The organism is Rhizobium sp. BK377 (assembly GCF_014193935.1).
Classification (GTDB): domain Bacteria; phylum Pseudomonadota; class Alphaproteobacteria; order Rhizobiales; family Rhizobiaceae; genus Rhizobium.
Window position 1 is genome coordinate 84227 of record NZ_JACIAC010000009.1, and the last position, 26645, is coordinate 110871.

Genomic DNA, 26645 nt, shown 5'->3' on the forward strand with positions numbered 1-26645 from the left:
ATTTCACCGCGAGCGACCACATCAGATGGAAAATGTTATTTTATGCTCCCCCGCAACGAGCCTGAGATCCTGACCTTGCTCGACTGTGGCGCCATTCGCCTTCAACGCCTTACGGTCGCTTCGGCCCTGCAGGCGTGCAGTAACACCCGGCGGCAGCACCAGACGGCACGTGACGAAACCCTCCTCCAGGGTCCATCCAGCTTCGATACGGCCAAAACGCGTGTCATGCCAGGCTGAAACCGGCGAGAGAGCAGGTAGGATTGCCGGATCGAAGGCAATCTCCTCAAAGCCGGGCTTGTCCTCCAGCGGCTTGATCCCGGCAACGTCTTCGAAGAGCCATTGGCAAACGGCGCCATAGGCATAATGATTGTAGCTGTTCATATCGGGATCGTAGATCGTCCCATCTTCGGCGAGCGCGTCCCATCGCTCCCAGATCGATGTCGCGCCGTGCTCGACCTGATACAGCCATCCCGGAACCTTCCGGTTCAGGAACATCTTTTCGGCGAGGTCCAGCATGCCGAGCCGGGTCAGAGCCGGCAGCAGGGCAGGGGTGCCGATGAAGCCCGTACCGATGACGCCGTCAGTTTCTTCCGCCACCCTGCGAAAATAACCGCGAGCGGCCTCTTCATATTCGGATGGGACGAGGCCATGGAGAAAAGCCAGAGACCATGACGTCTGGTCGTTATGGGCAATGCGGCCGGAGGGCGAGAAGAACTCGTTCCTGAAAGCCGCCCTGATCTCGTCGGCGCGTTTCTCAAGCCGCGCAGCTTCGACGGTTTCGCCGAGAATACGTGCGATCTTCGCCGTCAGCTGAGTGGAAATGAAGTGGTAGAGGGTGGCTGCGCAATCGTCTGCCACGGTCGGGCGCGGCTTCCTGTTATCGCCGACCGGCTGGAGCCAATCGCCGAATGTGAAACCATGCGCGCCCCAGACGGCGGGCGGACGGATGATCGGCCCATCGGAGATCCCCCAAAGATAATCGAGCCAGCGCAGCATGGCCGGAAAACATTCTTCCAGGACCGCGCTTTCGCCGTAATGCAGGTAGAGCTGCCAAGGAATGATGACGATCGCATCGCCCCAGCCGGTCGAGCCCGCCCATTCGCCACGGCCGCTGATTGGGTGCAGTCGCGTCGGATCGGGGGAGAAATGCGAAACGGCGCCATCGGCGCGCTGGTCGTGGATCACATCGCGAAGATATTTCTTCAGAAAGGACTGGCTATCGGCGAGCCAGCAGGCGGTCCCGGCAAAGACCTGCGCATCGCCGGTCCAGCCGAGGCGCTCATCGCGCTGCGGGCAATCGGTCGGCACTTCGATGAAGTTGGAGCGCTGCGACCAGATGGTGTTGTCGACGAGCCGGTTGACGGCGGCAACGCCCGAGGTGAAGCCGCCGGCTCTGACCGGCACCGAGGTGACCGGCACCATGGTAATAGCGACGAGCTCGGCTTTGCCGGTCACAGTGATGCGCGCATAACGGAATCCGAAGAAGGTGAAGAGCGGGGCATATTCTTCTTCGCCCTCACCCGAGAGGGTGTAGAGAAGTTCGGCGCGTGCGCTGCGATAGTTGCGGTTGTCGAAGAAGCGATCCGGCCCGAGCACCTCGGAATGCTCGACGCGCACCTGCGCGCCTGCAGTACCTTTCAGGCGCAGGCGGACGTAGGCGCCGGCGTTCTGCCCGAAATCATAAACGGTGCGCCCATCGGCCTCCGTCCAGCTGTCGATCGGGGCGAGAGCATCCAGTTCCTTGACTGCACCGGTTTCGTGCGGCACCAGCGAGGCCTTATCGAAGGAAAGGATGTCGACACCATAGTCATCGTGGGGGCGGATACGGGCGTCGTAATCTTCACCGTAATAGATCCCGTTGCGCACAACGGGAGTGAAGCCGCTCTTCCAGCTGTCATCCGTCTTCAGGAGCAGTTCGCCGCCGGCACGCAATTCTGCGATCGCGGCTACCCGCTCGCCCCAGCAATTGACGATTGGATTGGCAGCCCACATCAGCTGGCTGCGATACCAGCCATCGCCGAGCCAGATCTCGATGCGGTTGCTGCCGGGCTGCAGGAGCCTGGTGACGTCATAGGTCTGATAGGCGATGCGGTCGTCGTAGCAGGTCCAGCCGGGTGTCAACAGGTCGCTGCCCACGCGCTGACCGTTAATGAAGGCGCGGTAGAGGCCAAGTGCCGAAATGCGCAGTGTTGCTTCTGCAGGAACGGTATCAAGCATGAATTCGCGCGACAGGAAGGTGCCAGCTGTTGCCTGTCCGCCATCGCAGGACGGACCGATCATCGATGCTGTAAACTGGAAAGCAGAACCGGCAAGCCCGTCCTCCCCGGCGATGCCATGGGTCGAAATAGTCCTCATTCAGAACCTCCCTCAACCGCCAATTCCTCCGACGGCCGCTCCGTGTGTATCGTTCTATGTATATCATTCTACATTCTCGATTGCCGCGCAAGAGCTTTTGTGCCAATAATTTTAGGACACTTTTGGTTGAGGCAATTTGGAATGAAAAATCAGGCGATTAACGCGACGAGAGACAGGATCACGATCCGCGATGTGGCGCAGGATGCCGGCGTCTCCGTCGCTGCGGTGTCGAAGGTTTTGCGCAATGCCTACGGTGTCAGCGACATCTTGCGGACGAAGGTCGAGACCTCCATCGAAAAGCTGAATTATCGTCCGTCTGTGGCGGCACGCGCCATGCGCGGCCGCACGCAGACGGTCGGCATCCTGGTGATCGAATTGTCGAACCCGTTCCTTGCGGGTGTCATCGAGGAAGCCAACGGCACGCTGGCGGAAAGCAGCTTTAAGTCGCTGATCGGGATAGGCCGCTCTACGAGCCCGATCGAGGCTTCGATGATTGAATCGATGATCGATAATCGTATGGATGGTGTGCTGATTATTGCTCCCAGGATATCGGGCAAGGTGCTGGAGCGCTATGCGCGTCAGATCCCGATCGTCGTCATCGCCCATCACGAGCCACATGCCCAGACCTACGACACCGTCAATTCTGATGATCGCCGGGGCGCCACTCTGGCAGTGGAAGCGGCGTTGCGGTCCGGCTACACGGATATCGCCATGCTCGGTTATGACCTTGCCGATTCACCGCCGACCATTGTCGCCGTGCAGCGCGAGAAGGGCTATCTTGACGGCATGAAGGCGGCGGGGCTGGAGGCCCGCATCCTTCGCCTGCCTTTGGTAGGAACCGACCGTCGAGCCGCGATCGATGATTTTCTGGTCTTGAAGGACCGTCCGCGTGCCGTTTTCGTCTGGTCCGATCTCGATGCCGTTCCGCTCATCAATGCCGCGCGCATGAGCGGCCTACGGGTTCCGGAGGATCTGGCGATTATCGGCTATGACAACTCTCCGATGGCGGCGATACCGCTCGTCGGCCTGACCAGCGTGGATCAGAATGCCGCTGAACTCGGCAGAACTGCAGCCAAGACGCTGCTCGGCAGGATCGACGGCCGTGAAGAAGCCCGGCATCTGCTGATCGATCCGCATGTCGAAATACGCGGAAGCACTTGAAGGGCAGGTGGCTTCTGGAAGCTGGCGAGATTATGCGACAAAGAACGCCGCGACGGTTTTGAGTGACTGGCTGATTCATGCGCCCGCGGCGGCAGAGTATCGGCAATCTCGCCTGTCATCGATGGGATCGCTGGCGCTTAAAAGCGCCAAGCGTACCGATCGAAACCAACGGCGTTAAGGGGTTTCAACCCGATGGAACCACCTTGGCTCCGGCTGCCTGACTGCGTATTGGAACGCGACTGCGCAAGCGGCGACATATTCCTGCAGGTCCATTTCATTTGGTGAGCCGTCCGATTAATCGTCCGTTCATTTTACGGCCGCTATTGACCATTATCCGCCATTTCGAACAATTCACGTTTGAATGTAGACTGTCTCTCAGAAGCAATGAAGATGCCCAATTCGAAACGCTCGTGCCCCTGCTCGCATCCAGTTCCGCAAGAATGCATTCGTCGGACACGAACCCAGTAGAAGGTAAAGCTATGACGTCTCAAAATCTTGTAGGCGCTACGAGCGCGCATGTTCAAGCATCTTCCGCTGATCCCGATTTCGGCATCCGCGCATCTCTGTTGTCGAACGAGCAGCTGAGGATCAAGGCTGCGCAGTTTGCAGAAAGCCGCGCCCTTGATGTGGCGAGTTTCAAGAATTTCGATTTCTTCCAGCGGCATCGGGAGAACGAAGCGGAGATATTGAGGGTCTATCGCGCTGCCGCTGCTGACGTCGATGCCGGCGAGAGCATCACGCCGGCCACCGAATGGCTGCTCGACAACCACTACATCGTCGAAGAGGCGATCCAGGAAGTCCGTCGCGACTTTCCGAAGAAATTCTATCGGGAGCTGCGCAAGATCACACTCGACGGGACGGAAGTGCCGCGCACGCTGGCACTCGCCTGGCTCTATATGGCGCATGCCCACAGCAATATCAGCAATGCAGGCATGACCGCCGTTACGGAAGGTTTCCAGGACAAGGAGACGCTGCGTATCGGCGAACTCTGGGCGCTGCCTTCGCTCGTCCGTTACGTTCTAATTGACAATCTTCGTCACGTTGCGGCACGGGTCCATAAGGGCAGCGAAATGCGCGGCAGCGCCAACGCAGCGGCGACCCAGGCGATTGCGCTCGGCGATTCCGGGGCCGCGGGTTTCCTGGAGACGCTTTCGGCCAATCTCGACGATACGACCTTCGTTACCCAGCTGCATTATCGCCTGCGCAATGCGCTGGAGCCGACCGAGGCCGCGCTCAATTGGCTTGAGGCCAAGCTCGTGGCGAGGGGGACGGACGCCGAAGCTGTGATGTCGGCCGAGCAACTGCGTCTTGGGGCGGCCAATGCCCTGATGGGCAGCATCATCAAGAGCCTGCGGGAGATCAACGATACCGACTGGTCCGAATGGGTCGAAGAGGTCAGCACCATCGACAAGCTGCTCTGGCAGCAGACGGATTATGCCGAGCTCGATTCCGGCTCCCGCAACAGCTATCGCCGCCAGATCGAAAAGCTTGCGAAGCGCTCCGACAAGACGGAGATGGATATCGCCGAGGCGGCCGTCCGCTTGGCCGACCGCGCGAAGGCGGGAAGCCAGGATCTTTCCGCGGCAGCCGGCAATGTCGGCTATTATTTCGTCGGCAATGGACGCCCCGCTCTCGAAACAGAGATCGGCTTCCGGCGGCCGCTCGGCCTGCGGTTCATGCGCGTCATCCGCAAGCTGAACTGGCTGGCAATCGCCGTGCCGGTGCTGCTCCTGACGCTGCTGGCGCTGGTCATTACCGAAGCGGTTTTCGTCGATGCCGGGATGCCGCTTTTCGCGACGATCGTGCTGCTGTTGATGTTCGCGCTTCCGGCCTCCGAAGGAGCGACCGGCCTCTTCAACTTCTTTGCTACCTTCTTCATCACGCCCGATCGTCTGGTGGGTTATGAATTCAAGAAGGGCTTGCCGGCGGAAGCCCGCACACTCGTCACCATCCCTTGCCTGATCGGCAAGCGTGAGCATGTCGATGAACTCGTCCGCAACCTCGAGGTTCATTATCTCGCCAATGCGCGCGGTGAAATCTATTACGCGCTTTTGAGTGATTGGCCGGACGCGCAGGAAGAACAGAGCGCCCGCGATCTCGAAGTGCTCGACTATGCGTTGAGCAAGATTGCCGATCTGGAGGCACGTTATGCCGAAGACGGCAAGCAGCGCTTCTATCTGCTGCATCGCCGCCGCCAATATAATCCCGCCGAAGGCGCCTGGATGGGCTGGGAGCGCAAGCGCGGCAAGCTGCATGAGCTCAACATGCTTCTGCGCGGCGAGCCGAACACGAGTTTCCTGCCGGGCGCCGATGTCGTGCCGCAGGACGTAAAATATGTGATGACCCTCGACAGCGACACGCGTGTCGTCCGCGACACCGTGATCAAGCTCGTCGGCAAGCTGCACCATCCGATCAATCGCCCGGTCTTCGACGAAAAGAAACAACGTGTCGTCGATGGCTACGGTGTGCTCCAGCCCCGTGTGACGCCGTCGCTCACGACAGGCAAGGATGCATCGACCTTCCAGCGCGTCTTCTCGGTCAACCGCGGCCTCGACCCCTATGTCTTTGCCGTCTCCGACGTCTATCAGGACATTACCGGCGAAGGCACCTTCACCGGCAAGGGCCTCTATCACGTCGATGCCTTCGAGGCCTCGCTGAAGGGCCGCATCAAGGAAAACTCGGTTCTCAGCCACGACCTGCTCGAAGGCTCGATGGCGCGTTGCGCACTGGTGACGGACTGCGAGCTGGTCGAGGACTTCCCGATCCGCTATGAAGTGGAAGTCTCGCGCCAGCATCGGTGGGCGCGTGGAGACTGGCAGCTTCTGCCTTATATCTTCGACGATCGGCGCGGCGTCACTGCACTCGGCTGTTGGAAGATGTTCGACAACCTGCGCCGCTCGCTGACGCCGATCGCCTGGTTCCTGGCTTCCGTTCTCGGCTGGTACTGGATGGACCCGCTCGGTGCGCTCATCTGGCAGATCCTCTTGATCTTCAGCCTGTTCGTCGCACCGACCCTGTCGCTGATCAATGGTATCATCCCACGCACCAGCGACATCATCCTGCAGGCGCATCTCCACACGGTCTGGAAAGACATTGAGAATGCCAACGCCCAGGTGGCGATGCGCATCGTCTTCATCGCCGACACCGCCTGCGTGATGGCCGACGCCATCATCCGCTCGCTCTACCGCCTCTTCGTCAGCCGCAAGCTGATGCTGCAGTGGCGCACTGCCGCAAGCGCCCAGGCGATGGCGCAGACCACCATCCTCGGTCATTATAAAGTCATGTGGCGGGCTCCGGTGCTTGCCATCCTGGCATTGCTTTTCGTCATTTCCTCCGGCGACAGCGCCTGGATGGTCGGCCTTCCCTTCGTTATTCTGTGGATCCTCTCGCCGGCCATCGCCTGGACGGTCAGCCAGACGGCGGAAACTGAAGACCGGCTCGATGTGCCGGAGACTGTCCGCAATGAATTGCGCAAGATCGCAAGGCGTACCTGGCGCTATTTCGACCACTTCGTGGTTCCCGGCCAGCATTACCTGCCGCCGGACAATGTCCAGCAGACGCCGCATGCCGTCGTCGCCATGCGTACCTCGCCGACCAATATCGGCGTCTACCTTCTGTCAGTGATTTCGGCGCGTCGTTTTGGCTGGATTTCCTTCGAAGACGCGGTCAAGCGTATCGAGCAGACGATCGAAACCGTCGACAGGCTCGAGAAATATCGCGGCCACCTCTTCAACTGGTATCATACCGACACGCTGAAGCCGCTCGGCCGCCGATATGTGTCGTCGGTCGACAGCGGCAATTTCGCCGGCCATCTGATTGCAGTATCGTCGGCCTGCCGCATGTGGGCGCAGTCTCCGCTTGCTCACATTCATACCGATCTCGACGGCATTGGCGATGTTGCGGCCATTCTTCGCGAGGTGCTGAACGAGCTTCGGGAGGAAGATAAGTCGGTCCAATCCCTTCACGATCGGCTGGATGGCCGAATTGCTGACCTCGAAAGTGCGGTTGCTACCGGCAAACGGGAAAAGGAGTTCTCTTCGGGCCTAATCGAGCGTTTTGCCGGGCAGGCGCGGGAAATCAAGGAACTAGCCGGCAGCCTCGACCGCGAAGTCAAGACCGCGCAGAGCGACGAGGTTGTCCATTGGGCGGAAAAGCTCGTGGCAACCTGCGAGCTTCATCTGACCGATAAAGCTTTCGATCCCTCGCAAGCGGACGCCATCAGCGAAAGGCTCACCCGTGTCGGCAATCGTGCCCGCGAAATCGCTTTTGACATGGATTTCAGTTTCCTCTATCGCCCCGAGCGTCGGCTGCTGTCGATCGGCTTCCGGGTCGAGACGGAAGAAGTCGATGCGGCCTGCTACGATCTGCTTGCCTCGGAAGCACGACTGACGAGCCTGTTCTCCGTTGCCAAGGGCGATCTTCCGACTGAACACTGGTACAAGCTCGGCCGTCACGTCGTGCCTGTCGGCCCGCGCGGGGCGCTCGTCTCCTGGTCCGGTTCGATGTTCGAATATCTGATGCCGCCGCTCGTCATGCAGGAGCGCAGCGGAGGTATTCTCAACCAGACCAACAATCTGATCGTTCTCGAACAGATGAACTATGCTCGCAAGCTCGGCACCCCCTGGGGCATCTCGGAAGCGGCTTTCAATGCCCGCGACCACCAGATGAACTATCAGTACAGCAATTTCGGTGTGCCGACGCTCGGCCTGAAGCGCGGCCTCGGCCAGAATGCCGTCATCGCGCCTTACGCTTCGCTGCTGGCGAGCCAATACCACCCGGTCGCCGCACTCGAAAACCTCAACAGGTTGCGGGCCGTCGGCGCGCTCGGCATGTATGGCTTCCATGATGCCGTCGACTTCACGCCAACACGCGTGCCTGAGGGTAAGCAATGTGCCGTGGTCTACAACTACTATGCCCACCATCACGGCATGTCGATCGCAGCGGTTGCCAACGTCGTTTTCGACGGCATGCTGCGTGAGCTTTTCCATGCCGATCCTGTCATCGAGGCAGCCGAACTGCTGCTGCAGGAAAAGGCGCCGCGCGACATTCCCGTCATGGCAGCCAAGCACGAAACCGATGCGCCGGCGACCATCCAGGGCGACCTCATGCGTCCGGAAGTGCGCCGCCTGGAAGACCCGGCATCGCGCGAACGCGAATTGCTGCTGCTGTCCAACGGTCGCTATTCGACCATGCTGACGGCAACCGGTTCCGGCTACAGCCGCTGGAAGAACCTTTCCGTCAACCGGTGGCGGGCCGATCCGACCGAAGACCGCTGGGGTTCCTTCATCTTCCTGCGGGACACCGCGTCCAACGAATGGTGGTCTGCGACGGCGGAGCCGCGCTCGATCGCCAACGAGCACGTGCGCGTCAGCTTCAGCGACGACAAGGCGGAGTTCATCAAGACCGTCGGAGAACTGACGAGCGAGATGGAGGTCTTCGTCGCCAGCGATCACGATGCGGAAGGCCGCCGTCTGACGATCTCCAATACCGGCACGGAAGATCGCGTTATCGAAGTGACCTCCTATATGGAGCCGGTCGCGACACTCGATATCGTCGATACAGGCCACCCGGTCTTCGCCCGCATGTTCCTGAAGACCGAGATTGCCGCAGCCGGCGATGCGATCTTCGTCGAGCGCCAGAAGCGTGGCCTCACCGATCCCGATGTCGCCATCGCGCAGCTGATCGTCGATACATCAGGCGAAAACGGCCCGACGCAATATGAGACGGACCGAATGCGCTTCCTCGGTCGCGGCCGTACCCTGACCGAAGCTGCCGCCTTCGATCCGGATGCCAAATTGTCAGGCACCGACGGCTTTACCATGGATGCCTGCGTGTCGCTGCGCCGTACGCTTCGTGTGCCGGCCGGCGAAAAGGTCAGCGTGACTTTCTGGACCGTTGCGGCAGCCGAACGCGCCGAACTCGAATCGGCGCTGGAGCACTATCGCCAGCCGGAAAGCTTTGCCCAGGGGCTCGTTCAGGCCTGGACGAGAACGCAGAGCCAGTTGCGCCAGATCGGCGTCAACTCGAAGGAGGCAGCCGCCTACCAGCGGTTCGCGCGCTACATTATCTATCCCGACATGGCGCTACGCGCCGACAGCAAGACGATCCGCGAGGGTCTTAAGTCCCAGTCCGTTCTCTGGGGAGCAACGCTCTCGGGTGATGCGCCGTTGATGACGTTGCGCATCACCGACGAGCTCGGCACCGATCTCGTCAAGGAACTGTTGCGGGCTCAGGGTCTCCTGCAGTCGCGCGGCGTCGAGGTCGATCTCGTGATCTTCAACGAACGTGCCGGCGAGGCGGCTGCGGAAATGCAGCGCACGATCGATCAACTCTGCGATGCGGCGCGTCATGCAAGCGAAATTGCCGGTATTCAGCGCAACATCTATGTGCTGCGCAAGGACCTGACGACACCGGAAGCCTATGACGCCATCATTGCCGCCTCGCGCGTCGTACTGCGGGGTCGTGACGGCAGTCTTGTCGACCAGTTGCAGAAGGCTCGTTCCGTTGCCGGTTCACCTGCGCTCCTCGGCCAGTGGGGTGATTCCACGCTGGTGCCGAGGATGGTCCGCGGCCTGGCTTCGCCAGAACCTGTCGACGGCAGCGATCTCGAGTTCTGGAATGGCTATGGCGGATTCGCGGCCGATGGCAGCGAATATGTTGTGCGCCTGTCGGGCGGCGAACAGACGCCGCATCCGTGGGTCAACATCATGGCCAATGACAGCTTCGGCTTCCATGTCTCGGCGGAAGGCGCTGCCTTCACATGGAGCCAGAACTCACGCGATCACCAGCTGACACCCTGGACCAACGATATCGTCACCAACCGACCGGGCGAAGCCTTCTACCTGAAGGACCTCGATCGGGGTTCGGTCATCGTGCCCTATGCGTCTCTGGCGCAGCGCTCCGACACGCGCTTCGAAGCCCGTCATGGCCTCGGCTACTCGGTCTTCTCCACGGTTCAGGACGAGATCGTCCTGGAGGTGACGCAGACCCTGCATATGCAGAAGTCGGTCAAGCTCACGCAGCTGCGCATCCGCAACGATGCCGACGAGGCACGCAAACTGCGTCTTTATGGCTATGCCGAATGGATCCTCGGCAACAACCCGACGAAGAGCAAACCCTTCATCATCTCCAGCTTCGACAGCGCGAGTGGGGCGGTCTTCGCGAGCAATCCGTTCAGCGTGAGCTTCGGCACCCGTGTTGCGGCCTTTGCCGCAAGCGAAACGCCGTCGAGCGTTTCCACCAGCCGTCGCGAATTCATCGGCCGGCACGGAACGATCCAGCAGCCTCGTACCGTCTCTGCCGGCTCGCGTCTCTCCAACGCTCTGGATCTCGATGGCGATCCGGCCGCCGCCATGGCCTTCGATCTGACAATCGGGCCTGGCGAGGTCCGCGACATCTGCTTCTATATGGGCGATGCTGCCTCGCAGGAGGAAGCGGCTGCTCTGATTGCCGAGATCCGTTCCGTCAGCTTCGAAGAGGTGCTCGGTCAGACGCGTGACTTCTGGAAGAACTTTACCGGCAAGACGCGTGTTTCGACACCGGATCAACGCCTCGACTTCATGGTCAACAGTTGGCTGCCCTATCAGACCTATAGCTGCCGCATCATGGCCCGCACCGCTTTCTATCAATCGAGCGGCGCGTGGAACCTGCGCGATCAGTTGCAGGATTCGCTGGCTTTCCTGCTGCATTCGCCTGATATCGCTCGCAAGCAGATCCTCAATACCGGCCGGCGCCAGTTCCCGGAAGGTGACTTCCAGCACTGGTGGCTGGCAGACAGCGGCGCCGGTGTGCGCACGAACATCTCCGACGATCCCGTCTGGCTCGCCTATGACGTCGATCAATATTGCACGGCGACCGGCGACAGCTCGATCATGGACGAGATGCTGCCCTTCGTCGAAGGCGCGCAGCTCAGCCCCGGCCAGTATGACGCCTTCCTGCAGCCGCGTGTTTCGGAGGAAACCGCATCGCTCTACGAGCATGCCGCCCTCGGTCTCGATCTCGCGATCAAGCGTACCGGCGTCAACGGCCTGCCGCTGATGATGAGCGGCGATTGGTGCGACAAGATGGACCGTGTCGGCATGGCCGGCCGCGGCGAAAGCGTCTGGCTCGGCTGGTTCCTGGCCGGTGCGTTGCGCCGCTTCATCGCCTATGCTGAAAGCCGCGGCGACACGCAGCGTGTCAGCCACTGGACCGCACATCTCGAAAAGCTCAGGAACGCGATCGAAACGGCCGGCTGGGACGGCGAATATTATCGTCGCGGCTATTACGACAACGGCGCGCCACTCGGCTCCAGCCAGTCCGAGGAAGACAAGATCGATTCGATCGCTCAGTCCTGGAGTGTGCTGTCGGGCGAGGGCAACCCGGAACGCAGCGAGATGGCGATGAAAGCCGTCCTCGACAAGCTCGTCGATGAAGATGGCAAGTTCATCCGTCTCCTGACGCCGCCTTTCGTCAAGCCGGTCAACGACCCCGGTGTGATCAGGGCCTATCCGCCCGGCGTTCGCGAAAACGGCGGCCAGTACACTCATGCCGCCGCCTGGGCAGTTCTGGCTCTCGCCCGCATGGGTCACGCCAACGATGCTTGGCGGGCCTTCGAAATGCTGAATCCGATCAATCACTCGCTCGATAAGGCGTCTGCGGAGGTCTACCGCATTGAGCCTTATGTGATCGCCGGCGACGTCTATGGCGAGGGCGCGCTCAAGGGCCGCGGCGGCTGGAGCTGGTACACCGGGTCCGCCGGCTGGCTCTACCGTGTGGCAATCGAGGGCATCCTCGGCATCCACTCAGAGAATGGCCGCCTGCACGTCAAGCCGGTGCTGCCGGACGGATGGAACGGCTTCTCCGCCGAACTCGACCTGCCGGGCGGGAAATATCAGGTTTCCGTTTCGAGGGTGGATGCGGACCGCTGCTCTGTGACCATCAACGGCATGGCGCTCGATGATCTGAATGAAGGATATCTGCTCGCGGCCAAATGAGAACTTGCTGCCGGGGCAGATCGACTGGTGTCACTGCCCCGGCGATCGCCGTGATCTGCGTCATTCAGTCCGTCGGCAAAGTGAAGACAGCGCAGGGATCGGCGATGCCTCGCAGCCGGTGTTCGCCCAGGGGAACCAGATGCGTCGTCGTCTCCGCGGCGAGCGCACCTGATATCAGCACGCGATGACCAAGGGACTTGCACAGCCCTTCCAGCCGGCTGACCAGATTGACGGCCGGGCCGATGGCGGTGAAGTCCAGCCGATCGGCGGCACCGATATTGCCCCAAAGCATTTCGCCGAAGTGCAGAGCCGCGCCGAAGGGTAGCGGGGGCAGGCCCTGTGCCTGCCGTGCGGCATCAAGATGGGCCATGCCGGCACAAGCCGCCGCGACGGCGCGTAGCGATGCTTCGCAGGCCTCGCCGGGCGTGCCGGTAACGGGAAAGATTGCTAAAACACCGTCCCCGATGAACTTCAGCACTTCACCTCCGAAAGCGTGCACTGCGCCTGCAACACGATCGAACCAGGCGTCGAGCGTGGCGATCATGGCAGGGGGCTCGGTCGCTTCGGAGAGCGCCGTAAAGTCCCGCAGATCTGCGCAGAGCAAAGCGGCGCGAATGGTTTCACCGCTGCTGCGGCCGAGCACTCCGGCCTGCACCTGCGCGGCACTGCGTTTGCCGAGATAGGCCTCCAAAAGGGTTGTCAACGCCGTTCGTGCGGTCAGAGCCGACAAGGGTGCCGCTGCGAAACGCGCGGCCTGGTTCAGCCGATCCGCCTCGGCAGGATCGAACGGCCGGGATGCGGCCCAGCCCAATATTGGGTTGTCGGAGCCCCGGCCGATCTTTCCTTCATATATTGGCCCAAGGCCGGCAAGCCAGTCGTCCGCAGACTTGTTGAGCTGGCTGCCGGCAAAGTCGAGCGCCTCGATGACTGCGTCGGTTTCTGCCCGCCACAACCAAGTGCGGCGCGCAATGATCGGGTGCGGAACGACGAGAGTGAGAGCCCCACCCGTAAGTGGCAGGCCATCGGCAAGCAAGTGGCGGCCAAGCTCGGCTATGAATTGTTCTGGGCCGGACGAGGCGATGGCCTCATCGATCAACCAGGCAAGGTGGGCGGGCAAATCCATGCTTCGATCATGCCATAGCGGTCACTTGATGTCAGCCAGGCGGCTGCAACAGAACGGCGAGCCGGATTCATTCGGCAAGAGGTCGTTCTCTTCATCAATTCGGCTTCTCGCTCGATTGAGAAGCGTGGTTATGTCCGACCATGAAAGGGATCGGGGCCTGGATCGCGTCCAGCCGCCACCGTGCTCAGCCGATCGAGGTAGTGAGCCCAGCCCTCGGCATGGCCGGCGCATTGTTCGGCATTGGGCAAGCCGGTATGTGTCAGACGCAGGAGTGTCCCATCCGGCTGCTCGATCAGGTCGATCTCGACCAGGCTCGATCCCGGCGGCACCACCTCGCTGCCGTCCCAGCCGAAGCTATAGGCCAGACGATGGACCGGCACCACTTCGCGAAAAGAGCCGCGAGCGAAACGTGCGCCGGTCACATTGACGAGATAGAGCCCTCCTGGCTGCGGCTCGACCTCCGCCTCCGTTCCCATCCAGCGAAGGATCTTTTCCGGATCCGTCAGCAGGGCGAACACCGCCGCAGGCGGCGCGGAAAGATGCGTTTCGCGGCGTACGACGAGAGCCTCATGCATCGCTTTCTCCCAAATTTGGTCGGCGTCGACCGAATGTACGACGCGGTAACCTGGAGTATCTTAGGAGGAAGATCGCCCGCAGCAAGGGTATCATCAGCTGGCAGCACTTGAATTGTGGAGAGCGCTGAGCTCTCGCTTGTCGCCTTTGAGTTTCACTGATTTCGAAGAAATTGGAGGCCGTGAGCGTGTCTACGAATGACGGCGCGATCGCGAATCTGCCTTTTCAACATCGTTCCAGACCTGAACATCGACCTTCATGAGTTTGAAGAAGAGCCGCATCTCGTCGTCGCGCACGCACATCATCCCAGCCAGCGTGTCATCGTTTGCCCTCCTGAAGTGGTCGACGATCGGTTGCTTGTCATAGATCATTGCAGCGCTCGCGGTCTGCTCGAATGTCCGAATCTCCAGAGCGGCTGTCGTAGCTTGCGCGCGGAATGCCTTCTGAATATGCGAGAACAGATTTCGGGCAAGGGAGGTCCGTCCGAGCGGCGCAAGTCTGATCGCAAGCCGGACGGGGACGAAGCGCGGATCGATGGCGACGAGCTGTCCCGGCAACCACTGAAAGAGCAGGGGATCCGCCCGCATGTCGGGATGAAAGCGCTTGCCGAACCATCGCAAATTCTCAAGAACGCCGTCCAGTGGATGTCCTGACGGAACGCCGACACCCCTCCACAGTCCGATCATCTCGACAGGGTCGACAGGTTCGAGCGAGCGAAACCAAGCCGTCATGTCTTTCTGCAGGTTCGTTTGCACGGGTCACCTTTTCTCATGTTCGCTCCGGAGAACGATGCAACGTCTGAACCCGAAGGTTCCGAGGATCAATTCTATCTCTATCCGGAACTTTCGAAGTCGGCGCCGGTTGAACCGGATAGGAAAAGCTCCAATCGCGAGACGGCGCCCGGTGTGTTGGCTTTATTGCAGCCTCTCATCCTGGCGTTGGCGACCGCAAGCGGCGTTCATCCCTCGAAAAACCGCCGCGCCTAGAACCGGTTCCGACATGCGATTGGTCGACGCAATGAGGCTGCTTATGACCAAACTCGACAAGCAACATCGCGAACATTTGCAAACACCTCCCAAAGCCCCGGAGAACAGGACCGGACGCGCGCCGCCTCTCAAGGAGTCGAGCGAGCAGGATGCCATAAGGCCCGGCATCAATGATCCCCGGCTGATGCCGATTGGCAAACCGGGCGTTCGCGTTCGTGAAGGGAAGTGACGATCTCCCCGTAGCTCAGCGTAGTTTGCCATCTCGGGATCAGGGAGTGACACCGATGTGTATTCTACGGCCTATATCCCTGACCAGGCGTACGATTCATCGCCTTTCCGGTAGGTATGTCGTGCTTGGACTTGCCTTCGCGTTGCTCCTTGCTGGACCCCAGGCTGCCATCAGTCAGATGGACAGCAAAGGGCCGCAACCGGAGTGTGAAGCAGATAGCCAGTCGTCAGTCGGCAAGGATCGGCAGTCGGAAAATCGGGGGTCGGAAAGCCAAACATCTCGTTGCAAGGGCGTGCTGGCGCCTCCGCCGACTGGCGATCGTGGGTTGGTCGAACCGGCTCCACCCACCGAAGACATGCCGGTCATTCGACCGGACGAGCTTCCCCAACAAGTTCCCGGAACCAAACAGCAGTAAGCGATCCATTTGCAAGCGACAGCAAATGTCGTTTTCTGTACTTGCTCAACGAGCTAGCGAAGCAACTTCAGAGAGCCGGTCAAGGATCTCACCCATTTCGCCGGTCCGGCAAGGCCCAGTCCGTCAATCACTTCTTCGTTCAGGTCCCGCTGCGGAAAACTGCGCTGATAGTCGGCGTAATCGTGCAGTGAACGCGCGAAACCAGGAAACGGTACGATGGCGCGCTCCTCAGGTTGATTCAGCGCCTTCAGCATGATCTGACGGATCGTCTGCCCGTCGGCCTGCAGTATCAGCACAGGTCGGTTGGAGACGATATCGGTCGTCCTGCCGGCACGGTCGCTGAGCCTTTCAGCACCGAGGAGTGGCATCTTGGCGCCCATACCTATACCGATGGCGCTGACGGTATTTGCAACAAAGGCTGGCGGAAGCTTGGGATCGACGACAATGGCAATGCGGATATCGGGGAGCATGGGAAAGACCTGAAATTGCGATGGTCACAGCCTAAGCGATCACACCAGAAGGATCTTACCTGATATTGCTATCCAGCGCCGAGATTTGGTAACCTTCACCTGGATCATGGGATATGCGGGTAGATATGAAAATCCTCTCAAGCTTGCAGGATGAGGGGCGGCTGACAAATCAGGAACTGTCTGAGCGGGTCGGCATGTCGACGTCTCCTTGTTGGCGAAAGGTACGTCAACTCGAAGAGACAGGCGTGATCCGGGGTTACAGAGCCGATCTCAATCGGCGCAAACTCGGGCTCGGTGTCCTCGCCTTCATCCGGGTGAAAATTGACAGCCATAACGAGACGGAAGCAGATGCCTTTGCCACCGAAGTTGCACGGCTGCAGGAGGTTGTCGCCTGCTACAGCATTGCCGGAGACTCCGATTTTCTGCTGCAGGTCGTCTCTGCCGATCTGGATTCCTATGCCGATTTCGCAATGTCGGTCGTGCGCCGCCTGCCGCGCATCAAGGAAATGCAGACTACGTTTGTTCTCAAGGAAATCAAATCGTTCGAAGGCTTCCCGGTAGGACTTTAAGAGGCTGATCCGACCAAGAATCATTGGAATAGCCGTCCAGCTGATGCTGGACGGCTTGATCGTGCTGAAAATTAGGCCGTCATGGCTTCAATAAAGGTTGGATCAAATCATCGCATTTTAACGACCTCAGTCTGGCTGGCTGCGCTTGCGCCAGGCTTTTCGCAGCGCACAATAAGTATGACAATTTAGTTTCCCGAAAGGTGGGAGGTTGGCGAGCAATCTGCCAACATGTGGTTCGACGCGATAACGTTCAGATATCGGAGCCGAAATTTTAGTTGCCGCCCGATTGACCGGATCGGAAATCTTACGCTAGCTTGATTAAATCAATTTGATTGACTCCAAAAATAACAATCAAGGGAACGTAAAAATGGGACTGGATAAGAGCGTAATCCGAAGTGTGTCCGCGCGCGCCGGTTGGGCCGCGGCGACTACTCTGACTGCGGTCATGGCGTTTGGGATATCGGCTGCTTCGGCCGCCGAATCCGTGCTGACGATGCATATCGAAGAGCAGACGAGCTGGGTGCAGAACTTTAACCCGTTCGACCTCGCCGGGCGCCGGCAGAGCACCATGGACTTCATCTATGAGCCGCTCGTCATCTTCAACGCACAGGAGGGTGGCAAGCCGGTCTGGCGCCTTGCCACGAACTATAGGTTTTCCGACGACATGAAGTCGATCACCTATGAACTGCGTCCGGGCGTGAAATGGTCGGACGGCCAGCCGCTGACATCAGCGGACGTCAAATACACGATCGATCTGATGCTGAAGAACGCCGCACTTGATACCGTTGGTGTCGGCGAAACCGTAGCGTCCGTCGAGACGCCGTCGCCGACTGAGGTGACGATCAAGCTCAAGGCGGTCAATTCCGACTTTCCGGAATCGCTGGCCGACCTCGCCGTCGTTCCCGAGCATGTCTGGAAGGATGTCTCCGATCCCGTGGCCTTCAAGAACGAGAAGCCGGTCGGCTCGGGTCCGATGACGGAAGTTCACCGTTTCACGCCGCAAGTTTACGAGCAGTGCCGCAACCCGAATTACTGGGATGCCGCTTCGCTCCATGTCGATTGCCTGAGGCTACCGCAGATTTCCGGCAACGACCAGATGCTGGCGATCCTGCCTGAAGGCAATATGGACTGGATCGGCTCCTTCATTCCCGAGATCGACAAGACCTTCGTGGCGCTTGACGCCGACCATAACGGCTATTGGCAGCCGCCTGCGGAAACCGTTGCCTTTCAGATGAATTTCAAAAGCAAGAATGACGGCAATCTGGAAGCCTATAAGGACCTCAACTTCCGCCACGCCTTCAGTCTTGCCATGGATCGCAAGTCGATGGTCGATATTGCCGGCTTCGGCTATCCCGTCGTCAACGAACATGCCTCCGGCCTGCCGCCTCGCTTTGAAGGCTGGCGCAACAAGGCGGCTGAAGGCGACAAAGATGCCTTCATGGGTTTTGATACCGAGAAGGCCAGCAAGATCCTCGAAGACGCAGGCTACATGAAGGGTTCGGATGGCTTTCGTACGACGCCGAGCGGCAAACCGATCAATTTCCCGATCATCGTTCCCAATGGCTGGACAGACTGGATCGACGCCGTACAGATCGCCGTCGAAGGCTTGCGCGCAGCCGGCATCAATGCTTCGGTCGCGACACCGGAATATGAACAATGGCGCAAGCAGATTCTCGACGGCAGCTTCGAGGTCGTCATGAACTCGCGCGCCGATGGCGCCACTCCGTTTCGCGGCTACTACCAAAGCCTGTCGACGGCCTATGCCGGGCGTGTCACCGGTGCTCCCTCGCGCTATCAGAACCCGAAGCTCGATGCGCTCTTCGATCAGTATCTGAAGGCGACGTCGGATGAGGATCACAAGAAGATCTTCAACGATATACAGGTGCTTGTCGCCGACGATTTCCCGGTTGTGCCTGTCTTCAACGGCCCGACCTGGTACCAGTTCTCCAGCAAGCGTTTCACCGGCTGGGTAACCGAGAAGGACCCAGTCATGAACCCGGAAGATCATGACAACAACCGGATGCGCCTGATGCATCTCCTGCGCCTGAAGCCGGTCCAATAAGACCGCGAGGGTAGGGATATGCGTATTTCCGGACGGCGCCTCGGCGTCTACGCGGTCGCCTTGGCGTTTGCCATCGTGATGAATTTCATTCTTCCCCGGCTCATGCCGGGGACACCCGTCGATGCGATGGTCGCCCAGCTCGGCCCGCGGGCCACACCCGCAGCCGTCGAGGCGATCAAGGTACGCTTCGGAGCTGTCGATCAACCGATGCTTCTGCAATTCGTCGATTATGTGAAGGGGCTTGCGACCTTCGATCTCGGCGTCTCGGTCAAATACTATCCGCAGACCGTCGTCCAGGTTCTCGGTCGCTCGACCATCTGGACCATTTTCCTCGTCGTGACCGCCATCATCTTTTCGCTCTGCGTCGGCGTCGTGCTCGGCGCGGTCTCGGCATGGCGGCGCGGTGGCCGCTTCGACACGATCGTCTCGCCGCTGTCGGTCGTCATGATCTCGGTGCCGCCTGTCATTATTGCGCTGACGACGCTTTTCGTTTTCGGCGTCTCGCTGCGCTGGTTTCCGGTCGGTTACGCCTACGACCCGAATCTCGATCCTGCGTTCAACTTCACCTTTGCCGGCAGCGTCTTGATGCACGCCATCCTGCCGGTACTGACGCTCTCGCCTTTCCTGATCGGTGAATTCCAGACGACCATGCGTTCGTCGATGATCTCGATCCTCGGTGAGGATTATGTGACGATGGCCCGCGCCAAGGGTCTCAGCCATCTTAACGTGATGTTCGGCTATGGCGCGCGCAACGCCATGCTTCCTGTCCTGACAAACCTTGCCCTCATGCTTGGTGCCGTCTTCGGCGGTTCGATCGTCACCGAGATTGTCTTCAATTATCCGGGGCTCGGCCTGACGCTCTATACGGCGAGCGTTGCCCGCGATTATCCGGTCATTCAAGGGCAACTGCTTCTGATGACGCTCGCAACGCTCGGGGCCAACTTCCTCGTCGACATCATTTACGGGTTTATCGACCCAAGACTGCGGGATGCTGTGTAATGCGTTTCACGCTGAGATCCATCCTTCGACAGAAGAAGGCCGTCGCCGGCCTCATCATTGTTGTCGCCCTCTGGCTCATGGCGCTATCTGCACCGATCATCGCGCCCGGCGAACCCGGCGCCCGTGTCGGCCGCTCTCACCAGTCTCCGTCCATCGAGCACGTACTTGGCACGACAAAGATGGGCCGCGACGTCTATCGCCAGTTCGTGTGGGGTGCGCGCAGCTCGCTCACCATCGGCTTTGCCACGGGCATTGCGATCACCGTGATCGGCACCGCCATCGGCCTCGTCGCCGGCTATGTCGGCGGCAAGACGGATGCCGCCCTCGATCTTGCAACGAACGCGGTACTCGTTGTTCCGAACATGCCGCTTTTGATCCTGCTTGCCTCTTTTGCCGGCACGGTCGGGCCGACGACGATCATGACGATCATTGCCCTGACCTCGTGGCCATGGGGTGCCCGCATGACACGGTCGCAGACGATGGCGCTGCGCAATCGCGATTTCGTCACTGCATCGAAAATGATCGGCGAGCCAGCCTGGCGGATCATCTTCGTGGAGATCCTGCCGAACCTCACGCCGCTGATCGGTATCAACCTTGTCGGCAGCATCATCTATGCGATCGTCGCGCAGACGACACTCGAATATCTCGGCTTCGGCGATCCACTGAAAGTGTCCTGGGGCACGATGCTCTATAATGCCCAGAACGCTTCGGCGATCATGGTCGGCGCCTGGTGGGATGTCGGTGTCCCGGCGGTCGGCATTGCCGTGACCGGCCTTGGCCTCGCACTTCTCAATTTCACCTTCGACGAGATTGCCAATCCGCAGCTTCGCTCCGGGCCGGCGCTGTCGCGCTGGTTCCGCCTGACCCGTGCCCGCAACCGTCAACTGGAGGCCGGCCGATGAGCGGAAATTTGCTGCAAGTCGAAAAGCTCAAAGTCGACTACCTGCTCGACAAGGGCGAGTTCCGCGCCGTCAAGGACGTGTCGTTCAGTATCGGTCGAGGCGAGATCTTCGGGCTGGCTGGTGAATCAGGCTGCGGCAAGAGCACCATCGCCTATGCCATCACACGCCTTTCCAAGGCGCCAGCCTGGATCAGCGGCGGCAGCATCCGAATGGACGGGCAGGATCTTCTCAAAATGCCGGAGCGGGAGCTGCAGAATATCCGCTGGAAGCGTATCGGCATGGTCTTTCAGAGCGCCATGAACTCGCTTAATCCTTTGATGCGCGTGGAGGCACAGTTCCACGATGTGCTCTACCGGCACACGGGGTGCTCGCGCCAGCAGTCACGGGCGCGCGGCGAGGAGATGTTCCGGCTCGTCGGCATACCGCCCCAGCGCATCAGCGACTATCCGCATCAGTTTTCCGGCGGCATGCGCCAGCGCATCGTCATTGCCATCTGCCTGGCGCTGAGGCCGGAGCTCATCATCATGGACGAACCGACGACTGCGCTCGATGTTGTCGTGCAGCGCGAGATCCTCGAACAGGTCGTCGACCTGCAACGGACTTACGGTTTCTCGGTGCTGTTCATCACCCACGACCTGCATCTGATGGCGCAGCTTTGCCAACGTATCGGCGTCATGCTGAAGGGCGAACTCGTCGAAGTCGGCGATGTCAGGCAGGTCAGCCAGGCGCCGCTCCACGACTACACGCGCAAGCTCTGGAACGCCATTCCCCAGCTTCCGAGCAAGCCCGATCTTTCAGGAGCATTGGCATGAAGTCCGAGGCACATCCGTCCCCGGCCGGAGCCGTCATACGGCTTGAGGAGATCAGGCGCCAGTTCGGCCCGGTCCATGCGTTGAAGGATGTCTCCTTCTCGCTCTTTCCCGGCCGCGCGCTGGCACTCGTCGGCGAATCCGGCTGCGGCAAGACGACCTGCGCCCGCATCATCGCGCGTCTCGACAGGCCGACCGGCGGCAAGCTGTTCTTTCACGGGCAGGATCTGACGGCCCAGGGGACGGCAAAAGACGAGCGTCTTTATCGCAAGGACGTGCAGATGGTCTTTCAGGATCCGTTCTCGTCGCTCAACCCTGCCTTCACCGTAAGCCATCATCTTTCCCGGCCGCTGCAGCTTCACAGCCAGAACACGTCGCGGCGCGCCCTTGAGAATGGCATTACGGAATTGCTGGAAAGCGTCGGCCTGGATCCGGCCGTCTCGAAGCAGAAGTTTCCGCATGAACTGTCGGGCGGCCAGCGTCAGCGCATCAATATTGCCCGCGCGCTTGCGGTGGCGCCGAGCGTGCTGGTCGCCGACGAGCCGACCTCTATGCTCGACGTTTCCATCCGCAAGGACATCCTCGATCTGCTCGCACGGGTGAAGCAGGAGAACGAGCTGGCGATGCTTTACATCACCCACGATATTGCGACGGCGGCCCATGTGGCCGAGGAGATCGTCGTGATGTTTGCCGGCCAGATGGTCGAATGGGGTGATACCGAAACGGTGCTCTCCCATCCGCGTCATCCCTATACCCAGCTGCTGCTTTCTGCAGTGCCTGACGGCGGACGGCCCTTCGTGACCGGCGGCAGCGCACGCTTCCTCGAACAGGCCGAGCGCGTCCGGTCGCTCAGCCGCCCGGAATCCATCGTGATCGAGCAGATCGGTCCCAATCATTTCATGCGCACGCTCGGCGCGCAGAGCTAAACAGGACGTCCTCATGGATTATCTCGTCAATTTGTCGACCCTTCCGCAGGACACAAAATCACCCGACGCCATGGCAAAGGCAGGCGTCACCATCCGCCGGGCACTGCCGCCTGAACTAAAGCTGATCATCCGCTGGATCGACGATCATTTTGGCGAAGCCTGGGCAAGCGAGGCAACGGTTGCGATGACGCGCCAGCCGCCAACCTGTTTCATCGCCACGCGCGAAGGCAAGCTCGTCGGCTTTTCCTGCCACGAGGCGACCGCACCCGACTTCTTCGGACCGACCGGTGTCGACGAGAGCCTTCGTGGGCTTGGCATCGGTCGGGCGCTGCTCTTTGCCAGCCTCAATGACCTGAAAACCATGGGCTACGGCTATGCGATCATCGGCGATGTCGGCCCGTCCGCCTTCTACGAAAAAGCCGTCAATGCCATTCCCATCCCTGATTCCGCCCCCGGCATCTATGCCGGCATGCTGAAGAGTTGATTTCGATAGTACGAAAAGAAAGAAACGATCATGTCCACACCGCGACCTCAGGCCTTGCGGCTCGAAACAGTCTGGAACCCGCCGGCCGAGGGCAAGGATTTTTCCTATGTCCTGCAGCTCAAGAACCTCAATGCCGAACCGCTGGCCGGCTTCTCACTCTGTGTCAGCGGGCCTGGGCGGATTGATCCCGCCGGTCGCGTCGAGGGTGCGACGGTTTCCAAAAGGCTGTCGAACTTCACCGAATTTCATCCCCCGGAAGGCTTCGTTCTCGATAGGGGCGAGACCTGGACGATTTCCGTCCATGCATTGAGTTGGCAGTTCCGTCACTGGACGGATGGTGCAACGAGCGCCTATCTGGCCTTTGCCGACGGCAGCACAGTCTCGCTTGGGCTCGAGCCGACGCGGTCTTCCGCCAGCAATGCACCATTGAAGCGTGGCGCGGAGACCTTTCCGGTACCTGCCACGGTGCCCGTTCAAGTTTCAATTATACCCTGGCCGAACCACGTGGCCGTCAGTTCTCGTCAGCCCTTGCCGGCAGGGTTTTCGCTCCAGGCCGACGATCCGGACGCAAAAGCGGCTGCCGATAGCTTTACGGCACTGGTCGACCAGCTCTTTGCTGTCGAAGGCATCATCCGCACTGCAGCGGAAGGTGCTTTGAGCGTCAGATTGAAGAAGACTGCCGGTTTCGGCCCCGAAGCCTATCGGCTGAGCTTCGAAGGCGAGGCGATTACCGTTGAGGCGAGCAGTCGCGCTGGTTTCCTCTACGGCCTAGTGACGCTCGGGCAGATCTGGCGCGGTGCGCGCCTGCACCCAAGAACCTTCCAGTTCCCCGCCTCGGGCGAGATCGTGGATGAACCGTCGATGGGCTGGCGCGGGTTGCATCTCGATGTCGCCCGCCAGTTCTATGGCGAGGCCGAAATCAAGAAGCTGATGGCGGTGCTGGCCTGGAACAAGCTCAACCGTTTCCATTGGCACCTCTCCGATGACGAAGCCTGGCGCGTCGAAATCGATGCCTATCCGGCACTGACCGAAATCGGCGCATGGCGCGGTCACGGTCTTGCCCTGCCGCCGCTGCTCGGCTCCAGCCCGGCCCGCACCGGCGGCTACTATACCAAGGCTGCCATTCACCGGATTGTCGCCTGCGCGCAAGGGTTCGGCATCGACATCGTGCCGGAGATCGACATACCCGGCCATTGCTACGCCATGCTGCAGGCCATACCGGAACTCCGCGATCCGCAGGAAGCTGGCAGCTACTATTCGGTTCAGGGTTTCCCGGACAATTGCATCAATCCTGCCCGTGAAAAGACCTATGAGGTCATCGAAACGATCTTTTCGGAACTCATCGAGCTTTTCCCCTTCAAGACCATCCATATCGGTGCCGACGAAGTGCCGCTCGGCGCATGGTCAGGTTCGCCGGAGGCGCTCGAAAAGCTGCGTTCGCTCGCCGGCAACGAGGTTGCCGATGCACATGCCAAGCGCCTGAACGTGATCACCAACACGCATGGTGCTGACGATATCCACGGCTCGGGTGCGGCTTTTCTGCAAGCGGAATTCCTGAAGCGCATCCAAAATTTCCTCGCCTCGAAGGGCTGCATCACCGGCGGCTGGGAAGAGGCGGCGCATGGCGATGTCATCGACAAATCGAAGAGCTATCTCTGCAGCTGGCGCAATGTCGAGGTCGCGGCCGACCTTGCCAACCGCGGCTATGAGATCGTCGTCTGCCCGGGGCAGGTCTACTATCTCGACATGGCGCTGCGGCCCGACTGGGACGAGCCGGGCGCCAGCTGGGCCGGCACGTCGGATGCCGAGAAGCTCTACACCTTCGATCCTGTCGGCGGCTGGACGGAAACGCAGAAGCAGAAGCTTCGCGGCATTCAGGCCTGCATCTGGTCGGAACCGATGACCGATCGCGCCGTCTTCGATCGGCTCGTCTTTCCGCGCCTGTCCGCGCTTGCCGAAACGGGCTGGACGAAGCCGTCGTCCAAGTCGTGGGAGCGTTTCAGGGCGCTCGCAGGGCTGATGCCGCTGCTCTACGGGCTGCAGCAGTCGTAAGTTCGGGTCAGGATTGAGGATCATTTTGCCATCACCGGAGACGGGGATGGCACTCGACATTGACATTACGCTCAAGCTGCAAGCTTGAGCGTCTTAGACACGGATGCAAGCATGCGCCGGCGTTCAGCCTTGCGGATCCTGCGGCGGCGCAGCGCATCCGGGTTCGGCGATGCGAATGGGACGGGTTCCAATAGGGGCGCCGGTCGCGCGATCGATGGTGATGGGATCGATTTCGGTTCCGGTCTCGGCGTCGAAGAAGCGAGTGATCTCGCCGCCGCCACGGTGCTTGCGCCCCCAGGCGCCGATCGCGAACAGAACCGGCAGGAAGTCTCGGCCGGCTTCCGTCAGCACATATTCGTCGCGCGGCGGACGCTCGGAATAGCGGCGTTTTTTCAGCAATCCTTCCTCAGTCAGCGATGACAGCCGACCCGTCAACATTGTCGGGGCGATGCCGAGGCTTCTTCGAAAATCATCAAAGCGAGTCAGTCCCGCATGGGCGTCGCGCATGATCAGCATGCTCCACGCATCGCCCACGAGCGCCAAGCTTCGGGCGATGAGACAAGGCTGGTTCGAAAGATTTTTCATGTCGATATCTTTTTAGTAGTGACTTGCTATCAATTTGATAGTAACAGAATACGCATAGATGTTCCACGTCAAAACGAAGGCAGATGTCAATGAGCAAAAGAGAACGCGGTATTGCCCTGGTCACCGGGGCTTCCTCCGGCATCGGGCTGGTGACGGCGCAAGCCTTGCTGCGCGACGGTTACCGTGTGTTCGGCACCAGCCGAAAGCCGATGGCCGACACTGCCGACGGCATCACCATGCTGATCTGCGATGTCATCGACGATCAATCCGTACAGGCCGTCGTCGACGAGGTTCTGAGCCGGGCAGGGCGAATCGATCTTCTCGTTAACAATGCCGGGATCGGCCTGCTCGGCGGCGCCGAGGAATCGACGACGGCGCAGGCGAAAGCCGTGTTCGACGTCAACGTCTTCGGCACCATCAGAATGACGAATGCAGTGTTGCCGGTGATGCGGCGGCAGCGCAGGGGGCGGATCATCAATCTCAGCTCGATCCTCGGGCTGATCCCGGCGCCCTTCAACGCGCTCTACGCAGCGACCAAGCACGCGATCGAAGGCTATTCGGAATCTCTCGATCACGAAGTGCGGACACAAGGCATCCGCGTCGTGCTCGTCGAACCTGGTGTCACCCGCACATCCTTCGAAGAGAACATTACGCGCCCGGACCAGCCGCTTGCCGTCTACGATGCGGTGCGCGCCGGTGCGGAGAAGCTGATGCGCGAGATCGTTTCGAAGGGCGATGCGCCCGAGGTGGTTGCCGCAGCCGTCGTCAAGGCGGCCAATGTGACATCACCAAAGAGACGCTATACGGCCGGGAAAGCAGCAGGACAGGTGCGGTTCATCCGTCGCTTCCTGCCCGAGTCCTTCGTCGACAAGAGCCTCCGAAAATTCAACAAGCTTCCCGGTTGAGCTAGCCTTACCGCATTTCCCGCGCACCACAGGAACGAAAGTTCGCCCCCAGAAGGACGGTAACT

At 60.3% G+C, this 26645-nt stretch carries 18 protein-coding genes; 12 read left to right on the forward strand and 6 right to left on the reverse strand.

All coding sequences use genetic code 11. From position 1 onward, the window contains the following. Positions 1-21: 21 nt before the first annotated feature. Entirely contained in the window at positions 22-2280 is a 2259-nt protein-coding gene (locus tag FHT92_RS27180) for an alpha-L-rhamnosidase (RefSeq protein WP_246735575.1), read from the reverse strand. Positions 2281-2496: 216 nt separating this feature from the next. Here FHT92_RS27180 and FHT92_RS27185 point away from each other — a divergent pair, with 216 nt between their 5' ends. Both FHT92_RS27185 and FHT92_RS27190 read left to right on the forward strand, forming a co-directional pair. Next, the gene (locus FHT92_RS27185) at positions 2497-3516 is read left to right on the forward strand and encodes a LacI family DNA-binding transcriptional regulator (protein ID WP_183743066.1); all 1020 of its coding nucleotides are present in this window, start codon (positions 2497-2499) and stop codon (positions 3514-3516) included. A gap of 479 nt (positions 3517-3995) precedes the next feature. Then, positions 3996-12491, forward strand: a complete 8496-nt coding sequence (locus FHT92_RS27190) for a GH36-type glycosyl hydrolase domain-containing protein (RefSeq protein WP_183831081.1) — start codon at positions 3996-3998, stop codon at positions 12489-12491. A gap of 64 nt (positions 12492-12555) precedes the next feature. Here the strand turns inward: FHT92_RS27190 and FHT92_RS27195 are convergent, their stop codons facing one another. The 3 genes from FHT92_RS27195 to FHT92_RS27205 all read right to left on the reverse strand — a co-directional run bounded on the left by FHT92_RS27195 (position 12556) and on the right by FHT92_RS27205 (position 14918). Further along, positions 12556-13614: an adenylate/guanylate cyclase domain-containing protein gene (locus FHT92_RS27195; protein WP_183831083.1), complete on the reverse strand. Its 1059-nt coding sequence runs from the start codon at positions 13612-13614 to the stop codon at positions 12556-12558. A 128-nt stretch (positions 13615-13742) separates the two neighbouring features. Then, positions 13743-14189, reverse strand: coding sequence for an SRPBCC domain-containing protein (locus FHT92_RS27200; protein WP_183831084.1), 447 nt, complete (start codon positions 14187-14189; stop codon positions 13743-13745). Positions 14190-14378: 189 nt separating this feature from the next. After that, positions 14379-14918, reverse strand: a complete 540-nt coding sequence (locus FHT92_RS27205) for a GXWXG domain-containing protein (protein ID WP_183831086.1) — start codon at positions 14916-14918, stop codon at positions 14379-14381. Between the two features lie 298 nt (positions 14919-15216). On the opposite strand from FHT92_RS27205, the gene FHT92_RS27210 reads away from it, so the two are divergent. Continuing rightward, on the forward strand, positions 15217-15402 hold the full coding sequence (locus FHT92_RS27210) for a hypothetical protein (RefSeq protein WP_183831188.1): 186 nt from the start codon (positions 15217-15219) through the stop codon (positions 15400-15402). Between the two features lie 468 nt (positions 15403-15870). On the opposite strand, the gene FHT92_RS27215 is transcribed toward FHT92_RS27210, so the two are convergent. Continuing rightward, on the reverse strand, positions 15871-16287 hold the full coding sequence (locus FHT92_RS27215; protein WP_183743075.1) for a DUF2000 domain-containing protein: 417 nt from the start codon (positions 16285-16287) through the stop codon (positions 15871-15873). Positions 16288-16400: 113 nt separating this feature from the next. On the opposite strand from FHT92_RS27215, the gene FHT92_RS27220 reads away from it, so the two are divergent. The 8 genes from FHT92_RS27220 (at position 16401) to FHT92_RS27255 (ending at position 25090) form a co-directional block, all read left to right on the forward strand. Then, entirely contained in the window at positions 16401-16856 is a 456-nt protein-coding gene (locus FHT92_RS27220) for an Lrp/AsnC family transcriptional regulator (RefSeq protein WP_183831088.1), read from the forward strand. Between the two features lie 367 nt (positions 16857-17223). Then, positions 17224-18918: an ABC transporter substrate-binding protein gene (locus tag FHT92_RS27225; RefSeq protein WP_183743079.1), complete on the forward strand. Its 1695-nt coding sequence runs from the start codon at positions 17224-17226 to the stop codon at positions 18916-18918. Between the two features lie 18 nt (positions 18919-18936). Beyond that, positions 18937-19917 (forward strand): ABC transporter permease, encoded by a 981-nt coding sequence (locus tag FHT92_RS27230; protein ID WP_183831090.1) that lies wholly within the window; start codon positions 18937-18939, stop codon positions 19915-19917. Further along, a complete protein-coding gene (locus FHT92_RS27235; RefSeq protein ID WP_183831092.1) occupies positions 19917-20819 on the forward strand; it encodes an ABC transporter permease in 903 nt (300 codons plus the stop codon). The genes FHT92_RS27230 and FHT92_RS27235 overlap by 1 nt, the downstream gene beginning before the upstream one ends. Next, positions 20816-21631, forward strand: coding sequence for an ABC transporter ATP-binding protein (locus FHT92_RS27240; protein WP_183831094.1), 816 nt, complete (start codon positions 20816-20818; stop codon positions 21629-21631). The genes FHT92_RS27235 and FHT92_RS27240 overlap by 4 nt, the downstream gene beginning before the upstream one ends. Beyond that, positions 21628-22554, forward strand: a complete 927-nt coding sequence (locus FHT92_RS27245) for an ABC transporter ATP-binding protein (protein WP_183831096.1) — start codon at positions 21628-21630, stop codon at positions 22552-22554. The genes FHT92_RS27240 and FHT92_RS27245 overlap by 4 nt, the downstream gene beginning before the upstream one ends. Positions 22555-22567: 13 nt before the next feature. Then, positions 22568-23038, forward strand: a complete 471-nt coding sequence (locus FHT92_RS27250; protein ID WP_183831098.1) for a GNAT family N-acetyltransferase — start codon at positions 22568-22570, stop codon at positions 23036-23038. 30 nt (positions 23039-23068) lie between these two features. Continuing rightward, on the forward strand, positions 23069-25090 hold the full coding sequence (locus FHT92_RS27255; protein WP_183831100.1) for a beta-N-acetylhexosaminidase: 2022 nt from the start codon (positions 23069-23071) through the stop codon (positions 25088-25090). Between the two features lie 123 nt (positions 25091-25213). Here FHT92_RS27255 and FHT92_RS27260 read toward each other — a convergent pair whose 3' ends face one another. Next, positions 25214-25675: a helix-turn-helix domain-containing protein gene (locus FHT92_RS27260; protein ID WP_183831102.1), complete on the reverse strand. Its 462-nt coding sequence runs from the start codon at positions 25673-25675 to the stop codon at positions 25214-25216. Between the two features lie 89 nt (positions 25676-25764). Here FHT92_RS27260 and FHT92_RS27265 point away from each other — a divergent pair, with 89 nt between their 5' ends. Then, complete coding sequence (locus FHT92_RS27265; RefSeq protein WP_183831104.1) at positions 25765-26580, forward strand: oxidoreductase; 816 nt, start codon at positions 25765-25767, stop codon at positions 26578-26580. Positions 26581-26645 lie beyond the last annotated feature (65 nt).

Bases quoted from the DNA above. Each gene is read 5' to 3' on its own strand.
- FHT92_RS27180 (WP_246735575.1), bottom strand. From the start codon at position 2,280: ATGATCGGTCCGTCCTGCGATGGCGGACAGGCAACAGCTGGCACCTTC.
- FHT92_RS27185 (WP_183743066.1), top strand. From the start codon at position 2,497: ATGAAAAATCAGGCGATTAACGCGACGAGAGACAGGATCACGATCCGC.
- FHT92_RS27190 (WP_183831081.1), top strand. From the start codon at position 3,996: ATGACGTCTCAAAATCTTGTAGGCGCTACGAGCGCGCATGTTCAAGCA.
- FHT92_RS27195 (WP_183831083.1), bottom strand. From the start codon at position 13,614: ATGGATTTGCCCGCCCACCTTGCCTGGTTGATCGATGAGGCCATCGCC.
- FHT92_RS27200 (WP_183831084.1), bottom strand. From the start codon at position 14,189: ATGCATGAGGCTCTCGTCGTACGCCGCGAAACGCATCTTTCCGCGCCG.
- FHT92_RS27205 (WP_183831086.1), bottom strand. From the start codon at position 14,918: ATGACGGCTTGGTTTCGCTCGCTCGAACCTGTCGACCCTGTCGAGATG.
- FHT92_RS27210 (WP_183831188.1), top strand. From the start codon at position 15,217: ATGACCAAACTCGACAAGCAACATCGCGAACATTTGCAAACACCTCCC.
- FHT92_RS27215 (WP_183743075.1), bottom strand. From the start codon at position 16,287: ATGCTCCCCGATATCCGCATTGCCATTGTCGTCGATCCCAAGCTTCCG.
- FHT92_RS27220 (WP_183831088.1), top strand. From the start codon at position 16,401: ATGCGGGTAGATATGAAAATCCTCTCAAGCTTGCAGGATGAGGGGCGG.
- FHT92_RS27225 (WP_183743079.1), top strand. From the start codon at position 17,224: ATGGGACTGGATAAGAGCGTAATCCGAAGTGTGTCCGCGCGCGCCGGT.
- FHT92_RS27230 (WP_183831090.1), top strand. From the start codon at position 18,937: ATGCGTATTTCCGGACGGCGCCTCGGCGTCTACGCGGTCGCCTTGGCG.
- FHT92_RS27235 (WP_183831092.1), top strand. From the start codon at position 19,917: ATGCGTTTCACGCTGAGATCCATCCTTCGACAGAAGAAGGCCGTCGCC.
- FHT92_RS27240 (WP_183831094.1), top strand. From the start codon at position 20,816: ATGAGCGGAAATTTGCTGCAAGTCGAAAAGCTCAAAGTCGACTACCTG.
- FHT92_RS27245 (WP_183831096.1), top strand. From the start codon at position 21,628: ATGAAGTCCGAGGCACATCCGTCCCCGGCCGGAGCCGTCATACGGCTT.
- FHT92_RS27250 (WP_183831098.1), top strand. From the start codon at position 22,568: ATGGATTATCTCGTCAATTTGTCGACCCTTCCGCAGGACACAAAATCA.
- FHT92_RS27255 (WP_183831100.1), top strand. From the start codon at position 23,069: ATGTCCACACCGCGACCTCAGGCCTTGCGGCTCGAAACAGTCTGGAAC.
- FHT92_RS27260 (WP_183831102.1), bottom strand. From the start codon at position 25,675: ATGAAAAATCTTTCGAACCAGCCTTGTCTCATCGCCCGAAGCTTGGCG.
- FHT92_RS27265 (WP_183831104.1), top strand. From the start codon at position 25,765: ATGAGCAAAAGAGAACGCGGTATTGCCCTGGTCACCGGGGCTTCCTCC.